Annotated in this window: 18 protein-coding genes and 1 pseudogene; 14 read left to right on the top strand and 5 right to left on the bottom strand. The window is 42.2% G+C overall.

Annotation, left to right across the window (positions count from 1 at the left end; all coding sequences use genetic code 11):
• Positions 1-22 precede the first annotated feature (22 nt).
• Entirely contained in the window at positions 23-874 is an 852-nt protein-coding gene (locus tag JOC74_RS21130) for a LysR family transcriptional regulator (protein WP_053605934.1), read from the bottom strand.
• A gap of 126 nt (positions 875-1,000) precedes the next feature.
• On the opposite strand from JOC74_RS21130, the gene JOC74_RS21125 reads away from it, so the two are divergent.
• The 7 genes and pseudogenes from JOC74_RS21125 to JOC74_RS21095 all read left to right on the top strand — a co-directional run bounded on the left by JOC74_RS21125 (position 1,001) and on the right by JOC74_RS21095 (position 6,201).
• The gene (locus JOC74_RS21125) at positions 1,001-1,336 is read left to right on the top strand and encodes a DMT family transporter (RefSeq protein ID WP_053602040.1); all 336 of its coding nucleotides are present in this window, start codon (positions 1,001-1,003) and stop codon (positions 1,334-1,336) included.
• Positions 1,336-1,650: a DMT family transporter gene (locus JOC74_RS21120; protein WP_053602041.1), complete on the top strand. Its 315-nt coding sequence runs from the start codon at positions 1,336-1,338 to the stop codon at positions 1,648-1,650. Before JOC74_RS21125 ends, JOC74_RS21120 begins: the two co-directional genes overlap by 1 nt.
• A gap of 74 nt (positions 1,651-1,724) precedes the next feature.
• Positions 1,725-2,390 carry an SIMPL domain-containing protein gene (locus JOC74_RS21115; protein ID WP_053602042.1) on the top strand — a complete coding sequence of 222 codons (666 nt, stop codon included), beginning with the start codon at positions 1,725-1,727 and terminating at the stop codon, positions 2,388-2,390.
• 32 nt (positions 2,391-2,422) lie between these two features.
• On the top strand, positions 2,423-2,956 hold the full coding sequence (locus tag JOC74_RS21110) for a GNAT family N-acetyltransferase (RefSeq protein WP_053602043.1): 534 nt from the start codon (positions 2,423-2,425) through the stop codon (positions 2,954-2,956).
• Positions 2,957-3,115: 159 nt separating this feature from the next.
• The gene (locus JOC74_RS21105; RefSeq protein ID WP_053602044.1) at positions 3,116-3,571 is read left to right on the top strand and encodes a GNAT family N-acetyltransferase; all 456 of its coding nucleotides are present in this window, start codon (positions 3,116-3,118) and stop codon (positions 3,569-3,571) included.
• Positions 3,572-4,051: 480 nt separating this feature from the next.
• Positions 4,052-5,790, top strand: a pseudogene (locus JOC74_RS21100) (ABC transporter ATP-binding protein).
• A gap of 228 nt (positions 5,791-6,018) precedes the next feature.
• Positions 6,019-6,201 carry a YolD-like family protein gene (locus JOC74_RS21095; protein ID WP_053602045.1) on the top strand — a complete coding sequence of 61 codons (183 nt, stop codon included), beginning with the start codon at positions 6,019-6,021 and terminating at the stop codon, positions 6,199-6,201.
• Positions 6,202-6,204: 3 nt separating this feature from the next.
• On the opposite strand, the gene JOC74_RS21090 is transcribed toward JOC74_RS21095, so the two are convergent.
• From JOC74_RS21090 to eutB, 4 genes are all read right to left on the bottom strand, one after another.
• A complete protein-coding gene (locus JOC74_RS21090; protein ID WP_053602046.1) occupies positions 6,205-6,990 on the bottom strand; it encodes a glucose 1-dehydrogenase in 786 nt (261 codons plus the stop codon).
• Between the two features lie 13 nt (positions 6,991-7,003).
• Positions 7,004-7,846: a GRP family sugar transporter gene (locus JOC74_RS21085; RefSeq protein WP_053602047.1), complete on the bottom strand. Its 843-nt coding sequence runs from the start codon at positions 7,844-7,846 to the stop codon at positions 7,004-7,006.
• A gap of 105 nt (positions 7,847-7,951) precedes the next feature.
• Complete coding sequence (locus JOC74_RS21080) at positions 7,952-9,538, bottom strand: PucR family transcriptional regulator (RefSeq protein WP_053602048.1); 1,587 nt, start codon at positions 9,536-9,538, stop codon at positions 7,952-7,954.
• A 19-nt stretch (positions 9,539-9,557) separates the two neighbouring features.
• Positions 9,558-10,550: a hydroxyectoine utilization dehydratase EutB gene (gene eutB, locus JOC74_RS21075; protein ID WP_211086312.1), complete on the bottom strand. Its 993-nt coding sequence runs from the start codon at positions 10,548-10,550 to the stop codon at positions 9,558-9,560.
• A 251-nt stretch (positions 10,551-10,801) separates the two neighbouring features.
• Between eutB and JOC74_RS21070 the strand changes: the two genes are divergently transcribed.
• The 7 genes from JOC74_RS21070 (at position 10,802) to ehuD (ending at position 17,843) form a co-directional block, all read left to right on the top strand.
• Positions 10,802-11,992 carry a M24 family metallopeptidase gene (locus JOC74_RS21070; RefSeq protein ID WP_053605935.1) on the top strand — a complete coding sequence of 397 codons (1,191 nt, stop codon included), beginning with the start codon at positions 10,802-10,804 and terminating at the stop codon, positions 11,990-11,992.
• Positions 11,993-11,998: 6 nt separating this feature from the next.
• Complete coding sequence (locus JOC74_RS21065) at positions 11,999-13,003, top strand: cyclodeaminase (RefSeq protein WP_053602050.1); 1,005 nt, start codon at positions 11,999-12,001, stop codon at positions 13,001-13,003.
• Between the two features lie 13 nt (positions 13,004-13,016).
• The gene (locus JOC74_RS21060; RefSeq protein ID WP_053602051.1) at positions 13,017-14,228 is read left to right on the top strand and encodes a cystathionine gamma-synthase family protein; all 1,212 of its coding nucleotides are present in this window, start codon (positions 13,017-13,019) and stop codon (positions 14,226-14,228) included.
• 14 nt (positions 14,229-14,242) lie between these two features.
• Positions 14,243-15,478 (top strand): M20 metallopeptidase family protein, encoded by a 1,236-nt coding sequence (locus tag JOC74_RS21055; protein ID WP_312883854.1) that lies wholly within the window; start codon positions 14,243-14,245, stop codon positions 15,476-15,478.
• A 126-nt stretch (positions 15,479-15,604) separates the two neighbouring features.
• The gene (ehuB, locus tag JOC74_RS21050; protein WP_053602052.1) at positions 15,605-16,495 is read left to right on the top strand and encodes an ectoine/hydroxyectoine ABC transporter substrate-binding protein EhuB; all 891 of its coding nucleotides are present in this window, start codon (positions 15,605-15,607) and stop codon (positions 16,493-16,495) included.
• A gap of 32 nt (positions 16,496-16,527) precedes the next feature.
• Positions 16,528-17,178, top strand: a complete 651-nt coding sequence (gene ehuC / locus JOC74_RS21045; RefSeq protein ID WP_053602053.1) for an ectoine/hydroxyectoine ABC transporter permease subunit EhuC — start codon at positions 16,528-16,530, stop codon at positions 17,176-17,178.
• Positions 17,178-17,843, top strand: coding sequence for an ectoine/hydroxyectoine ABC transporter permease subunit EhuD (gene ehuD / locus JOC74_RS21040; RefSeq protein ID WP_053602054.1), 666 nt, complete (start codon positions 17,178-17,180; stop codon positions 17,841-17,843). Before ehuC ends, ehuD begins: the two co-directional genes overlap by 1 nt.
• Positions 17,844-17,851 lie beyond the last annotated feature (8 nt).

Below are 17,851 nucleotides of genomic sequence, written 5' to 3'. Positions count from 1 at the left end.
CAGTACGGATTTTTCATTTGAATTACAGTCCTTTTTCCCTAACCATCTCTGCAAATGCATTGAATGCTTTACTTGAAAAACGGTCTTTTCGACGAACCATGCAAGTATTCGTAAACCTGAATTTTTCCGGTATCGTATAAGTACCCAGGGACTCATAATTTCCGGATAATACAGATTTCGGAAGCAGCGTAGCAGCCAGCCCTGATTGCACGCAGCTTAAAATTGTTTCTAATGAGCTGATTTCTATCAAATTCTTTAAAGGAATTTTTTCACTCTCAAGCCATTCCTCCAACACTCTTCGAAACGGATCACCTTCAGGAAAAACAGCCCATTTCGTATCGTTGAGGTCTGGATAAGCACCAGGTGATTTTGTCAGTAACACAATCTCATCTTTGCGCTTGTATTCATAAATCAACTGAGGAGAATTGCTGGGATCTGTAACAAAGGCTCCGTCCAGTTGATGGTTAAACACTTTTGCCAATAATTCTTGTGAAGTACGGGTCAAGATAGAGAGGGAGACGTCAGGATGAAGGGTTTGGAATTCGGAAAGTGTATTCATGAAATTACCGCAAGTTACTGTTTCTACAACACCAATTGTTAGAGGTCCGCTCGGATAAGGAGTATCACGTACAGCTTTAAGGGCTTCTTCAGATGAATGCAAAATAGTACGAGAATATTTTAAAAATACTGCTCCCTTTTCTGTCAAAGTGACCCCTTTTGGAAGCCTGTAAAAAAGCGCTACTCCCAATTCTTCCTCAAGTTTCCGCAAACGGGCTGTCAGGTTGGATTGGACATAGCCCAATTTTTCAGCTGCCCGGGATATGCTGCCTTCCTCTGCGATTTTTGCGAAGATTTTGAAATCTGTTAGTTCCATGAACATCCTTCACCTCTTTTGCTATCAAGTAAAATGATGCCTATATCATTATCTATCATTATACTTTATGGAAAAATTTAATTACACTGATAAGACAGTAAAAGCTTGAAGGGGGAACTACATCCAATGAATAAAGAATGGTGGTTCTTGTTAATTGCAGGAGTATTCGAGGTTGTTTGGGTTGCGGGTTTGAAATATTCAACCACATGGTGGCAGTGGGCCGTAACAGCTGTAATCATCTTAATCAGCTTCAAAGTGCTGCTCCGCGCTGCTGAAAAGCTGCCGGTTGGTACGATGTATGCTGTTTTTACTGGTGTTGGCACAGCGGGTACAGTGATTACAGAAATATTTCTTTTCAACGAACCAGTTCATCCTCTTAAAATTCTGTTTATTGCATTGCTAACAACTGGGATTATTGGCTTAAAGTTCATAACTAGCGAAGAAAAGGAGGGTGCTTCCTAATGGCTTGGATTGCTCTTTTTTCTGCAGGTTTCTGTGAGGTGTTCGGTGTTTTTGCCATTAAACGTGTAACCGTGTATCAAAACTGGACATCTTATTTGTTTCTCGTACTTGCATACGGCTCAAGTTTTTCACTATTATCGTTGGCAATGACCGGTATTTCAATGGGGACGGCCTACGCTGTTTGGACGGGAATCGGTACAGCCGGGAGTATGCTGCTCGGAATGATTGCCTTTGGTGAGAGAAAGGAATGGAAGCGTATTTTTTTCATAAGCCTGATCCTCGTTTCTGCTGTCGGCCTTCGTTTGATTTCTTAAAAGGTAATACACATCAGCCTATATATTGAAATATAATGAAAAGAACTGCTCTACAAACGAAAGGAGGGTTCTTAATGAGACGTGATCCGCAATTTTTTCGCCAGCCTTCTTTGTCACCGGTAAAGCCAGCTGGAAATACGCTTCTAGTAATAGGAGAAGGCACAATTTCAGCAGCACCCGATCAAGCAAAAATCATCCTGGGGGCAACAACCGAAAATAAGAGTGTCAGTGAAGCGCAGCAGGAAAATGCCGCTGTGATTAACAGAATTATTTCTGCAATAGCCAATTTAGGGGTTCCTGAGTCAGCGATTCAAACGGTTACGTACCGGGTGGAGCCTCAATACGATTATGTGGAAGGAAGGCAGGTTTTCCGTAATTATCTTGTCACTCACCTTCTGCAAATCACCCTTGATCAAGTTGAGTTAACTGGAAGGATAGTCGATGCGGCAGTTGCCAGCGGAGCAAACTCAATTTCGTCTATCCAATTTACGTTAAAAGATGAGTCTGCTGGAAAAAATCGTGCATTAGCTCTGGCGGTCAAGAATGCCCAAGAAAAAGCAAGAGCCATCACCAACTCTTTATCTGTCAATTTAAATGAAACGCCGTTTAAGATAAAGGAGCTCTTTCCAGATGGTGTACCGAGACCGCGCGTATACGCGATGGAAAGCAGTACAACACCGATTCAAACAGGAACCTTGTCAATATCAGCGGTAGTCGAAGCGGAATTTTCGTACGTTTAGTGCTACTATGAGCTTTAAGGGGAGGAGCCGCGATGTTTCCTGAATTAGAAACAGAAAGACTTGAATTAAGAGAGATAACAGAAAAAGATACGGAAGATATCTTTGCTTGTTTTTCGAATCAGCTTGTTACTCGCTATTACGGACAAGAACCATTAACGAGGTTAGAACAGGCGAGAGAGTTTGTGGAATTTTTTTCGAAAATCTATGCTGAAAAACGGGGGATTCGCTGGGGGATTAAACGCAAAGGGACTAATCATTTAATTGGTACGATCGGATTCAACCTATGGCTGCCAAAGCATCACCGAGCCGAGATCGGTTATGAAATTCACCCGGATTATTGGCGAAATGGCTATGCAAGAGAAGCAATTGCAAAATTGATTTCTTTTGGATTTGAACAGCTTGATTTAACGCGTATTGGAGCCGTTGTTTTTCTCGAAAATGATGCATCGAATCAATTGCTGTTAAATTTAGGTTTCGAAAAAGAAGGTATTTTAAGAGCATATATGTATCAAAATGGAGTCCCGAATGATGTAAATGTTTACTCGATCGTAAAAACAGATTTATAAATATCATCGAGCCTGTTTTGAGAAAGTGATTGTTTAAAACAGGCTGTATATACATATTTACTAATGATTGAAAAATCAAATTATTGCATCAGATTCAAAACTTGATCTGCTATTAAATTATAATAATGTATATTCTACCGTAACCGAGGAGGGATTCTAATGGATATTAAAGTAGATGATTTAACTGGATCTAAAGTGGCCGAATTGGTGGGAGAGCATCTTCAAGGTATGACAATGCATTCTCCGCCAGAAAGCATACATGCACTAAATCTTGACGCATTACGGAAACCAGAAATAACTTTTTGGAGTGCATGGGAGGAAGATGACTTAGTTGGATGCGGGGCACTTAAAGAACTTGATGCCGAACATGGAGAAATAAAATCAATGCGAACATCTTCATTGCATTTAAGAAAAGGGGTTGCAAAGCGACTCCTTCAACATATTATTGAAGAAGCCAAACGACGAGGCTACCGACGCTTAAGTTTGGAAACGGGATCAATGGAAGCTTTCGAACCAGCAAAAAGACTATATGCTAGCTTCGGGTTTCAGTATTGTAAGCCGTTTTCAGATTATATAGAAGATCCAAACAGTGTATTTATGACAAAGGAATTATGAGAAAAATAATGATATAAAGAACTAGAAATAAAAAAAGTGCTGTCTCAAAACCCACAGAGAAAATGAATTTTTCTCTGTGGGTTTTTATTTGCGCCATGATTTTCTCCCTGATGTAAGAATAGTGAGCTATAGCGGCTTACCTTAGTTAAACAGCAATTGAAATCATAGGAATGCAATTGTTAACAGATATAAAAAGAAAGTTGGAACCGATAATTTCTAATTCTCTGATCATGTACTTTTTTTATTATTATCTATATTTTCTTTTCCTGTAACTGTATAGACGTCACTTTCTGAAATAATTGTTCATTTCTCTAAGGAATCGTTTACAATGAAATTATCAACGAACAAGGAGGCAATTAACATGAAAAACATGATGAATCAAACCGTACAAACATATAAGGGTGGAACACTCTCTTAAATTGTAAACGGTGTACCCCCTTATATGTGTTTATTTAAAAAACACACAAAAAGGGGTAAATCATGCGTTTTCCAGTAAAAAAATTTTTCTCATATTACAAACCATATTTAACGTTGTTTCTTTCGGTATTGGCGTGCACCTTTATCGTATCTGCTGTGACTTTGGTGTTTCCGCTACTCGTTCGGTATATTACGAAAGATGTTTTGGAAGGAGACTTGTCTACTGCGTTAAGTGAAGTGTATTGGATTGGTGGGCTGATGCTAGTTTTAGTCGCAATCCAGAATATAGGAAACTACTTTGTGGACTACAAAGGCCATGAAATCGGTGCTCGAATGGAAAGTGATATGCGCAGTGAGCTGTTCGCGCACATGCAAAAGCTTTCCTTTACCTTTTACGATAAGGAAAAGACAGGACAGCTCATGTCTAGAATAACGAACGACCTGTTGCTCCTTTCCGAGCTGTATCATCACGGACCAGAAGACTACCTCAAATATTTAGTCCGCTTTATTGGAGCATTTGTCATTTTGTTCTCTATTAACGTACCATTAACGATCGCCGTATTCTGTTTTTTACCATTCTTAGGTGTCTTTGCATTGTATTTTAATAAGAAGTTAAACAAGGCATTAAGAAAAAATAAAGAGGGAATTGGGAACGTAAACGCACAGGTAGAGGATAGTCTATCGGGAATCCGCGTAGTAAAATCGTTTGCCAACGAGCACATAGAGATCGAGAAGTTCAACCAAGAAAATAATCTTTTCCTCGACAGCCGAAAGAAAACATACAAAGCTGAAGCATACTTTTTCAATGGTGTGGAAACGTTTATCCAACTGATTACGATCACGGTGATTATCTTTGGCAGCGCTAGTATCGCAGGCAACACTTTAGATTTAGCGGATTTAATCACTTTTTTACTATATATCAGCTTTATGATTGAGCCAATTCAACGACTAACTCATATGAGCACGCAATTTCAAGAAGGAATCACTGGCTTTCAGCGATTTATGGAAATCATGAATCTGAAGCCAGAAATCGAAAACAAATCGAATGCCATGATTCTGACAGAGGTACATGGTGAAATTGAGTTCAAGAATGTTTCCTTCCGTTACGAAGATTTGGACAATGTCTTCGTAAACTTGTCGCTTCGTGTACAACCGGGAGAGTACGTTGCGTTAGTAGGTCCGTCTGGTGCAGGAAAAACTACATTATGCTCTCTCATTCCTCGCTTTTATGATGTGATAGAAGGGGATGTGTCAATAGACGGGATCAATGTTCGTGATATCGACCTGCAGTCATTAAGAAAATCCATTGGTATTGTACAACAAGATGTTTTCCTTTTTGCAGGAACGGTGATTGAAAATATCCGCTACGGAAATCCAGCAGCGAGCGATGAAGAAATTATCAAGGCAGCCAAGCATGCCAACGCCCATGATTTTATTATGAGATTGCCAAACGGCTACTACTCCGAGATCGGACAACGAGGTGTCAAACTGTCTGGCGGTCAAAAAAGCGACTAAGTATCGCTCGCTTATTCTTAAAAAATCCACCGGTTCTCATTTTAGATGAGGCAACAAGCGCACTAGATAACGAAAGTGAAGGGATCGTTAAGGAATCACTAGAATCGTTAGCAAAAGGGCGTACCACCATCGTCATTGCCCATCGCCTTTCCACTATTCGTAATGCCGGGCGGATTATCGTATTAACGGAGGACGGTATTGTGGAACAAGGTACGCATGATATGTTACTTGCAAGCAATGGAGTATATGCATACCTATATTCGAAGCAGTTTAAATTACAAGTATAAGCTCTTTTACAACAAAATCGGCTCTCTCCTTAACGAAAGGGGAGGGCCGATTTAATATTTTCCCGATAAACCACGCCTTCATGCTAAAACTGTCTGGTGATTAGCTGTATTGGTGCCTAAGTTTTGAACTAAATGCTCATTTTATCACAATTTCTTCACAATTTTATGCAAGCGTTTTCTTTATTATGGTTTATACTAAAGATACACACTAATTAGGAGGGAATCTTCGTGATACTTAATGCATTAAGAAAGAACAGCTTCATTACGGTTAACTATTATGAAAACGGTTCCTTAAAAACGAGTAAAGGACGAATTTCTCACCTTAATGTATATGAACAGCATCTTACACTTATCGATGAGCATAAAAAGACGTATTCAATCCGGTTATCCGCCATTAAAGAAATCCAGTAAGGCTTACCCTTTTCCTGCCTGGAATCCAGGATATTTCGTCATGCCGCCGTCCACATAAAGGGTGAGCCCAGTCACATAGCTTGCTTCGCTTGAAGAAAGCCAGACTGCACATGCGGCTACCTCTTCGGGTTTACCTATATACCCCATTGGAATAAGCTCGACAACGCCTTCCTTTAATTTTTCATCCGCAAATTTTTCAGCGTTAATCGGCGTATCAATCGCGCCCGGTCCGATGGCATTTACACGGATTCCTTTCGGAGCATATTCAAGAGCTAATGTTTCTGTCAAAAGCTTCGCGCCCCCTTTACTTGCTGCGTAATGTACAAAATGCGGCCAAGGGATTTGCTGATGAACAGATGACATATTAATAACAGAACCTTTAATGCCGTGGTCAAGCATGTAGTCAATCGCTTCTCGACATCCCAAAAACATCCCGGTTAAATTCGTCGAGATGACGCGATTCCAATCCTCTAAGGTAAGCTCATCTGAAGGCACTTCGTTTTCAATTCCGGCATTGTTCACCATTATGTCAAGAGAGCCAAATTCACTAACAGCTTTTTGAATCATTTGTTTGATGTCCTCTTCTTTTGAAACATCTCCCTGGATTTTTATCGCTTTTCCGCCGCTTCTTTCAATTTCTTTTATTGTATCATCTGGGTTTTCTTCCTCTTTAAAATAATTGATAACCACGTTTGCTTTTTCTTGGCCAAATCTAAGAGCCATTGCCTGCCCGAGACCAGTTCCTGCCCCGGTAATAACAACTGTCTTTCCTTGTAAATCTGGATACATTTTTTTCTTCCTCCTATTTCGTAATGCCAAGTAGTACGCCGCCGGCAATGATTAGCAGGCAGCCTAAGATGACAAGTGATTTTTTTGAGACTTCTTCTTTCAGCAAATAAATTCCGCCAAGCGTGGATAGAACAATTCCTGTTTGAGCCATTGAAAAGCTGACGGCTACACCTATGAGCGGAATGGCCAAAAGCAACCCTAAATTTCCAATTGCCCACCATATGCCTGAAATCAAGTTTCTCAACGTGTATTTACTGATGGGCTGATGTTTGGCAGTTAAGGCAATAGCAGCCAAAACCATTCCTACAGATTGGGGAAACACCGCTGACCAGCCGTCAATATTAAACCAGCGTATTAAGACGACGTACCCTACATAGCCAACAGTTGAAATGAGTAAGATCACAATTCCCTTTTTTATGCTTTTTTCTTCACCGTTCTGGGATTGTTGTCCGATCGATGTGAACACAACTCCGGCAATAATACATATAATCGCAAGAGAACCAATGAGAATGACGGATATCGTTGTCCACTCTCTAAATACAATCACACCAATAAGCGTTGTACAAAATAGCTGCATTCCAGTAGACATAGGTACTGCCATGGAAACGCCAAGATGCCTGACGCTTGCAAATTGGTTCATTTGTCCGATCGTCCATAAAATACCGGAAACAATGGACACTCCCCATACAACCGAGGTTAACTCCGGCCTTTTGAAAAGAAATATGACGATAGAAAAGATTAAGGCTCCAATCGTTGTTCCCAGTGCCTGCTGATATGGGCTTCCTTTAAGCTTTACACTAACAAGGACTAAACTGCCCCATGTAATCGCAGGCAAAAGAGCAAATAGAATTCCCAAGCTGCTATCCCTTCTTTCTACGTTAGCTTTTGCTTAGGTTTCCACAAATTTGCTACAAACATGCATAAGGAATGACGTAAATAATCACTTAAAAGTTAGCTTTTTTTAAATCGCTTCAAACCGAATGGTCCAGAGCTTTAAGCACAATTGAAGCAAAAAGAGGTCATCCGGATTTCCCAGCGATCTACCTGATAATGCTTCAATTTTATTCAATCGATATAGCAGCGACTGGCGATGGAGAGAAAGAATACGTGAGGTTTGGCTGACGTTTCCTTGATTTTGTAAATAGGAAGCGAGGGTGTGCAGTAAATCAAGACCTCTTTCTTTATCATAGGCTGCAATTGCACCGATCGTTTTGTGCATCATTTCTGCAGCGTTTGAGTCTTTTGCTAATACGGATAACATTCGAAAGACCCCGGTATTGGCATAGGTGCTTCTCGTACCAGAACCTTTATGATTTCTGCCGATTTCTAATGCAATAAGAGCATCCTTATAGCTTGTATGAAAAGAATAAGTCCCTGCATGGTTTTCACCGATTCCCCACGAGAATTCCGCGTTTTCTATTGCTTTTATTTTTGGTTCGAATTCATCAAGAAATTGGTGGGCGGACCGATTCGCTTCTTCTCTCGATGCTTCAAGAAAGATAATCAGCTTGTCTCTGGTAAATGCGCAGATTATTTTCTTTTTCAGTTTGTCAGCACAAGAGTATAAAAGATTCTCCACTTTCCTTGATAGTGGATTAGGCACGCGATCAAATCCATCGGTTTCCTGGTGTCCGATAATACATACATAAGGCAAGGCAATATCTATTTCCAATGAAGCGGCCGCTGTTTCCAGTTCCGATTTAGAATGGCGCTCATTTTTTATTAACTGTTGTATGAGCTCTTCTTTTTCTTTAAGGGCATTATCAAGCTTTGACTGTTCTTTTTGAAGCCAAAGATTTAGTGCCGAGACAGCTTGGTTAAGAATTGTCCATGAAATAGGCAGTGAAGCGGGTGCTTCTGACTCCAATACGAACATTCCTGTTTCCCAATTTGTCAATTGGATAGGAGTAAGCTGAACAAGTGATCCGTTCTCGTTATACAAAACAGCAGGAGATGAATGTTCAAAATAGAAATGGCGGGATCCGGTTAATTTTTCGGGCGAGGAAGTGAGAGTAAAGTCAGAATCCTGTTTGATAATGAAAGCATGGGCTGAGAATTTCTTTCCTAAAAAATTCAATGCATCATAAATCGTTTTGTTTTCTAAAAAGTATTGCAGCAGCTTCCTTTGGATTTGATCAGTCTTCTGTAATTCGTCTTTTTGCCATTGATGAATTTCTTCAAGTACTGTTTTTATGATATCTGAAAAGCGTATTTCCCAAGGAAGCTCAATAAGAGGAAAATTCTTTTCATTCGCAAATTGGATAACGTCTTCAGGTATTTCTTGAACATGTCTGCCTACTGCAATAGCCAGAGCAGCTGCACCGGCGGAATAAACTTCACCTACAAATGATAGAAAGAGTGATGGATTCGATCCGCAGCCGATTCCGGTTGACAGGATGAGCTCGTTTTCCCTAACAAAATCTTCAACCGGAATTTCAATCACCGCAATGGATTCTGTTACTCGAGCTGTAATACTTTTCTCTCCGGTTACCAACGCTGCCTCTTTCATTATTGGAAGAGATAGCACATCTTTCACAGAATAATTCACTCTTCATCACTCCTGTTTATTAAAGATAGGGTTGAATTGCTTTTGCGTGAGTTTGTAAATCAACATTGCATCCGCTCGATATGAGGACAATTTCAGAACACGATGGCTCAATTAGTCGATCTAATAATGCTCCTGCAGCAATCGCCGCTGCACCTTCTATGATGATGTGGTGATGCTTATATAAGTAAGCCATACCCTTTGCAATGGAGTCCTCAGGGATTAAGAGCGATCGATCAACATAGCGCTTCGCCATGTTAAAGGTGTACTGATTGTTCTTTCCGATACCGCCTAATAAACTGTCGGCAAGAGTTGGATGCTCTGCCACAGTAACCGCTTGTCCGGATTTGAGGCTTTTGTGCATCGCTGCTCCTTTTTCCATTGAAAGGCCGATGATTTCAATAGAAGGATTTGTATGCTTCATCACCATTCCAATTCCGGAAAGAAGGCCACCGCCGGACAATCCTCCGATCACACAATCAACTTGCGGCAGGTCTTCTAATAGTTCAAGGGCAATCGTACCTTGGCCAGCGATCACGTGAGGGTGATCAAAAGGAGGGATTACTGTTAATCCTTTTTTCCTTTCAAGTTCGTAACAGCGTGCTTCTGCGTCATCTTGTCCATCTCCGCTGATTTCCAGCTCAGCACCTAGTTTTTTTATCGCTTCAAGCTTTGCTTGGGGAACGCGTTTGGATACGCAAATACAAGAGCGAATGCCCAGTTTTTTAGCGGCTAATGCAACTGCTGCGCCGTGGTTACCGGTAGAAAAAGTAGTCACACCTAACGATCGTTGTTTTTCCGATAAGTGAAGCATCGCATTAACTGCCCCCCTCATTTTAAAAGCTCCGCTGTCGTGAAGATGCTCATATTTAATATATACATTTGTATGCTCGTTTGATAGAGCCGGCGAATGGACAAGGGGAGTTTTTTGAATAATTGATCCAATGGCTTGTTTGGCTTTCCATACATCTTGAACAGAGATAAGAGTTTCTTTTTTCTGTTGAATCGTAGTCATTTTCGACACTCCAGTTATAGTTATATGTTAGAAAATATAACATTGTTGTTATGGAATTGAATTGATTCAGTATATATGAACTTATTAGAAAAAGTCTATTGTAAAAAATGTATGAAAAAAAGACTTGAAATTCTTACAGATTGAGCAATAGTTTTCATTCAAATAAGAGAATTACAATAAATGCATGAAACATAACGTATATTTGTCATAAAATATCACATGATTTGAAGGAGTGGGTATCTGTGGTTATGCTGTCATTTGATGTCGCTGAATATAAACAACGGATTAAGAAGACAAAGCAGAGAATGGAAGAAAAGGGAATAGACGTTTTGCTGCTGACGGATCCGGCAAATATCAATTATTTATCGGGATATGACGGATGGTCATTTTATGTTCATCAGATGCTAGTCGTATTGCTTGATGAGGAGCAGCCGTTTTGGATTGGTCGAGGCCAGGATGCAAACGCCGCTAAGGTGACGACCTGGCTTGATGAAAATCATATCATTCCGTACACTGATGATTTTGTTCAATCGACAGTAAAGCATCCAATGGATTTTGTGAGCAGCATTTTAAAAGAAATCGGACAGCATAACCGTGCGATCGGTATCGAAATGGATGCGTATTACTTTACAGCGAAAAGCTTTTTGCAGCTGCAAAAAGGATTGCCGAATGCGACATTTACCGATGCGACCAGCCTTGTCAATTTCGTACGAATCATTAAATCAGATCGGGAAATTGACTTTATGAAGAAAGCCGCCCGCATTGTCGAAAAAGCGATGCAGACAGGGATTGATTCGATTAAGGAAGGCGTTCGTGAATGTGATGCGGTTGCTAAGATCTATGAAGCACAAATTAGCGGAACAGACAGTTTTGGCGGGGATTATCCTGCGATTGTTCCGTTGCTCCCGTCCGGAGAAAAAACGTCGACTCCGCATTTGACATGGACGGATGACAGATACAAAAGCGGAGATCCGGTCATACTGGAGCTCGCAGGCTGCTACAAAAGGTACCATGCTCCCATGGCTCGAACAGCAATCATCGGCCAACCAAGCTCCCAAGTAAAATACTTGGCTGACGTTGTGATTGAAGGTTTAAATGAAACACTCGCTGCGATCAAACCTGGTATGACTTGCGAGGAAGTCGAAGGTGTGTGGAGAAAAAGCATTGCAAAAAGCGGGTTTGTCAAGGATTCCCGTATTGGTTATTCAATGGGGTTGAACTATCCTCCAGACTGGGGCGAGCATACCGCAAGTCTTCGTCAAGGGGATACAACCATTCTTCAGCCGAACATGACGTTTCATTTAATCCCGGGAATCTGGCTTGACCATTATGGAGTAGAAATAAGTGAGTCGTTTCGGGTAACAGAAAATGGATGCGAGGTGTTTGCCGATTTTCCTAGAGAGCTGTTTGTTAAGCCTGAGTCTATAAGTGTCAGAAGGTGAAAAACGATGTATTTATTTGAAGAGAATGATATACGTAAGCATGTGAAATTGGATCAGACAGCTATTCAGTTAATTGAGGGAGGCTTTACTCAGCTTGCGGCAGGAAACGTCACTTTACCTCCGATCATGAGAATTGATGTGCCGGAGCATAACGGAGAGGTTGATGTCAAATCTGCATATATCAAAGGATTGGACTCGTTTGCTTTAAAAATTTCTTCCGGTTTTTTTAATAATCCTTCTCTTGGTTTGCCAAGCTTAAGCGGCATGATGATGCTGTTCCAATCGAAAACAGGACTCCCTGAAGCCGTGCTTTTAGACAATGGATATCTGACAGATGTTAGAACGGCTGCAGCAGGTGCTGTTGCGGCAAATCATTTGGTGAAACAAAAGCTTCAGTATGCCGGCGTAATTGGGACAGGCTTGCAAGCTAGATTACAAATGCATGCCTTGTACGCTGTACGGCCGTTTAAAGCAATCACTGTCTTCGGTCGTTCGGAAGAAGCAGTACGCGTCTATGCGAGTGAAATGGAAAAAGCTCTAGGAGTTACCGTTCGAATTGCGGACAGCCCTGAGCAGGTTGTCAAGGAAAGTGAGGCTGTTGTGACGACAACACCGTCTAAACAGCCGCTGATCAAAGCGAATTGGATTCATCCGGGTCTGCACATCACGGCAATGGGCTCAGATGCAGAGCATAAACAGGAGCTGGAAGCACAGGTTTTTACAAAGGCAGACGTCATCGTTTGTGATGTGAAATCTCAGTGTTTTCGCTTAGGCGAGCTGCACCATGCAAAAGATCAGGGGATTCTTTCTGAAGAAACAGAATCGATCCTTGAACTAGGAGAACTTACATCAATGAAAAAAACAGGCCGCCAAAACGAGAGCCAAGTGACTGTGTGTGATCTAACAGGCACCGGCGTTCAAGATACAGTGATTGCCAGATTTGCCTATGAACAATTAATAACCCGGGGACGAGGACTAGTTCTAGGCAAAGATACTGCAAACACAAAATAGGAGGAAATCACCAATGGAAAAACAAAACGAAGCGAGCATGGGAACAAAAGCTGTTTGGGCAGGAGAAAAAGAAGTACTAGTGCACGGCGCTACGCAAGTGCCTGTTGTTGTAAGTGTTGCCTACAATTATGACGATATGGATGAATGGTACGATGTCGCCGTTGGGAAAAAGAAGGGCCATATCTATGGAAGGAATACAAACCCAACGGTACAAGCATTTGAAAATAAAGTGCGGATCATGGAAGGTGCAGAAGCTGCAACAAGCTTTTCAACCGGAATGGCTGCGGTAAGCAATACGCTCTACACTTTTTTGAAGCCGGGAGATCGGATTGTATCCATTAAAGATACGTATGGAGGAACGAACAAAATTTTCACGGAGTTTTTGCCGAATATGGGGGTTGAGGTGGCTCTTTGCGATACAGGAGATCATGAGGCGATTGAAAAAGAAGTAGAAAAAGGCTGCAAGCTTCTATACTTGGAAACTCCGACAAATCCAACGGTGAAAATTACGGATATTAAGAGAGTAGCAAAGACCGGCAAAGACACTGGAGCAATCGTTATCGTAGACAATACCTTTGCTACCCCGATCAACCAGAACCCCCTCAAGCTTGGAGCGAATCTCGTCCTGCACAGCGCGACGAAATTTCTGGGCGGACATGCGGATGCGCTGGGAGGCGTCGTTTGCGGTTCGAAGGAACTCATTGAGCCAATCTATCATTATCGGGAAATCAATGGCGCGACAATGGATCCGTGGGCAGCTTATCTAATTCTGCGCGGGATGAAAACGTTGAAGCTGCGCATGAAAGAGCAAACAAAAAATGCGAAAGCGATCGCAAAATTTTTACAAGCTCAAGACCTGGTTGAAGATGTTTTCTACCCTGGTTTAGAGACTCACACTAACCATGAGATCGCCAAGGAGCAAATGAACGATTTTGGCGCGATGATGAGCTTCTCGTTAAAAGGTGGAATGGATGCCGTGAAGCTGCTGCTTCCGAATCTTAAATACGCAAACCGCGCCGCAAATTTAGGTGCCGTGGAAACGACGTACGGCCCTGCGCGGACGACCAGCCACGTCGAGTGTACACCTGAAGAAAGAGCGGCGATGGGGATTCCGGAAGGGCTTGTCCGAATTTCTGTCGGAATCGAAGAGGAAGAGGATCTCATTCAAGATCTTGAGCAAGCATTTGCAATCTTAAAGGAGAAACATGCGTCCATAAGCTTATAAAAGAAGGTGAAAACGTGAAAGACAGCTGGATACGTTTACGAGCACATCAACTCGCTGATCAAATGATAGGCTGGCGGCGACACCTGCATCAATACCCTGAATTGAGCTTTCAAGAATATGAAACGTCCCGTTTTATTGTTGAAGAGCTGAGAAAAATTCCCGGAATGGAAATCGAGACAGGGGTAGGGACAGAGACATCGGTTGTTGCCACTATTTCTTCCGGAAGCGGTCCGGTCGTTGCAGTTCGGGCAGATATTGATGCACTGCCTATCATCGAGGAAACGAACCATTCGTATTCCTCTCTTTCAACCGGAGTGATGCACGCCTGCGGCCACGATGCCCATGCTGCAATCCTGCTGGCTGTGGCTGCTCTTTTAGGAGAAGCTCGCGAGAAAGGTGAGTTGAATGGAACGGTAAAGCTTATTTTTCAGCCAGCAGAGGAAGCTGCAGATCATCTGGGTAAAACCGGCGCCCTTTATTTAGTGGAAGCGGGAGTTCTTGACGAAGCGGAATGTGTGATTGCCTTGCATATGAGTCCTGAGCACCGGGTTGGAGACATTCTCATTCATGATGGATACAGCATGGCCAATGTTGATGTTTTTGAAGCGACGATACACGGAACAGGCGGGCATGGTGCGTATCCTCATCTTGGATCTGATCCGATTTGGATGTTGGGTCCTGTATTGCAAGCCATCCATGGAATTGTTGCGCGACATATTTCTCCGTTAGATCCGGCGGTTATTAGTATCGGAGAAGTAAGAGCGGGGACGGCAAGTAATGTGATTCCTCCGGAAGTATATCTGCAAGGCACGATGCGCAGTTATTCACCAGATGTGCGCAAAATCCTTATCGAAAAATTAAGAAAAGCCTTCTCAATCGTGGAAAGCTTTGACGGAACTTATTCACTTTCAGTAAATAAAGGGGAACCGGCTCTTTATAACAATCCGTCTGTGAATCATGTGATTCGCCAAACTGTTCATCATCTTTATCCAGCAATGAAGCAGCTGGATCTGCCGTTTGGCCTCGGAGGAGAAGATTTTTCCCATATGGCTCTGAAGATTCCTGGAGCCATGTTTTTCTTAGGCAGTGCCCTGCAAGACGGAAAACACCGGGAATTGCATACCCCTGTCTTTGATATTGATGAAAGCTGTATGCCAATCGGAGCTTCTATCTTAACGCAAACAGCCATGAACATTTTAAATCGGAATTCAGAAATACAGAACGATACGTCCGGACTAAAAATCGTCTGAACCTATGTAAAAAAGAGCCACCGTTATGATACATCGGGACATGGCTTTGCCGAAATCATCCTCCAGGAAATAATCGAAAGTCGACTACATTAAACTATCAAACTAAATATGTGAGGAGAGAAAAAAATGAAAAAATGGCTGTCAGGTCTTATCATTGGATTCTTATGCATTGGATTATTTGGATGTTCTTCTTCAGCTTCATCGAATGGTTCAGCAAGCGGCGGAGAATCAACATTAGAAAAAGCAAAAAAAGCAGGATCGGTGACGGTTGGATTTGCCAATGAAACGCCATATGCGTACCAAACTCCCGATGGAAAATTAACCGGGGAAGCAGTTGAAGTCGCCCGGGCTGTTCTCAAAAACTTGGGGATTGACGAAATGAAAGGCGTATTGACAGAATTCGGCTCATTAATTCCAGGATTGAATGCCAATCGGTTCGATATCATTACTGCCGGCATGTATATAACCCCCGAGCGATGTAAGCAAGTCGACTTTGCAAATCCAGAGTACAGCATTGGCGAAGCGATCGCAGTGAAAAAGGGAAATCCGCTTAACATTAAAAACTATGACGATATTAAAAACAACAAAGATATAAAAGTCGCCGTCATGAGCGGAGCCATTCAAAGCGATTACTTAACAAAATACGGAATTGACAAAGGCCAAATTCAATTTGTATCAGATAATCCGAGCGCCATTTCCGCCTTGCAATCAGGAAGGGCAGATGTCATTGAAATGACAGGGCCTTCTCTTCAATCCGTATTAGATGCGGCAAAGGATGGCAGCATCGAACGTGTCATGGATTTTGAACAGCCTGTGATTGACGGGCAAAGTGTGCGCGGTTATGGAGCGAGCGTATTCCGTAAAGCAGACTCAGATTTCCGTGAAGCATTTAACCAAGAGCTCGAAAAAATGAAAGAATCAGGCGAGCTTCTGGAAATATTAAAAAAATTCGGTTTTACGGAGCAAGAGCTTCCTGGAGATAAAACAGCTGAAGCACTATGCAGTCCATCAAGTTAACAAAAAAACAAATATGAAAGCGGGGAAGAAAAATGTATTCGATCCCGGATTTAGCTAAGCCGCTTTTAAGTGGAGCTGCCGTCACATTGCAAGTCATGATTTATTCTGCTGTTCTTGCTGCGATTCTCGCATTTTTATTCGGATTTATGAAGCTATCACAAGTAAAGCTTTTGAAAATCATTTCCGGGATTTATATTGAAATATTCCGCGGAACCTCATTATTGATTCAATTATTCTGGCTTTACTTCGCGCTGCCAATGTTTGGAGTTCAGCTATCGGCTATGGCAGCGGGGGTTTTAGCCCTCGGTCTTAATTACGGTGCATATGGTGCAGAAGTTGTTCGCGGTTCGATTTTGGCCGTGCCCAAGGGGCAAACGGAAGCGACGATTGCCTTAAATATGGAGCCCGCACAAAGGATGAGACTTGTTATTTTGCCTCAAGCAATTATGCTTATGATCCCTTCGTTTGGAAACCTGTTAATTGAACTGCTTAAAGGAACGGCGCTTGTTTCACTCGTTACCTTGTCCGATTTGACATTTCAAGCGATGTCATTACGAACGACAACGATGCAAACAACAGAAATTTTCACGTTGCTATTACTGTTTTACTTTATTATTGCGTATCCAATCACATTGGGAGTTCGGTGGTTTGAGAAAAGGCTGTCGGCAAGGAGGGTGTCGTAATGTGGGATTGGAGTTATGCGATATCGATCGTGCCCCAGCTGATCGATGCGATGTGGATGACGATTGCTGCCACCGTTGCGGGCTTTATTACGGCCGCAATCCTTGGGCTGCTATGGGCCGTCTGCAGAAGGTCATCCTTTAAGCCTCTTGTCTTTCTCGTTACTTGCATCGTCGATTTTGTGAGAAACACTCCGCTTTTGGTGCAATTGTTCTTTATATTTTATGTGTTTCCCGAATACGGGGTATCACTGAGCCCGTTTGCTGCAGGAGTCATTGGGCTTGGATTGCATTACAGCACCTATTTGGCAGAGGTATTCCGCTCAGGCATCGAATCGATTCCAAAAGGGCAATGGGAAGCTGGTGAAGCGTTAAATTTTTCAAAGCCGAAGCTGTGGCTGCGAATCATTCTGCCGCAATCTATCGCTCCTATCATTCCGGTACTTGGCAACTATTTCATCGTAATGTTCAAGGAAACTCCGCTCTTATCCGCCATCACATTGGTAGAGATGATGCAAACGGCAAAAATCATCGGTTCTGGATCATTTCGATATTTAGAAGCTTTTACGCTTGTAGGTCTTATCTTTTTGCTGTTAAGCTACCCTGCTTCTCTTCTTGTTCGATACGTTGAAGGAAAAACGAACGCAAAATTGGGAAGGGCTGCATAAATAACAAT

Origin of the sequence: Bacillus capparidis (assembly GCF_017832095.1) — a bacterium.
GTDB lineage: Bacteria > Bacillota > Bacilli > Bacillales > Bacillaceae > Bacillus > Bacillus gobiensis.
This window is presented reverse-complemented; position numbering and strand designations above follow the sequence as displayed.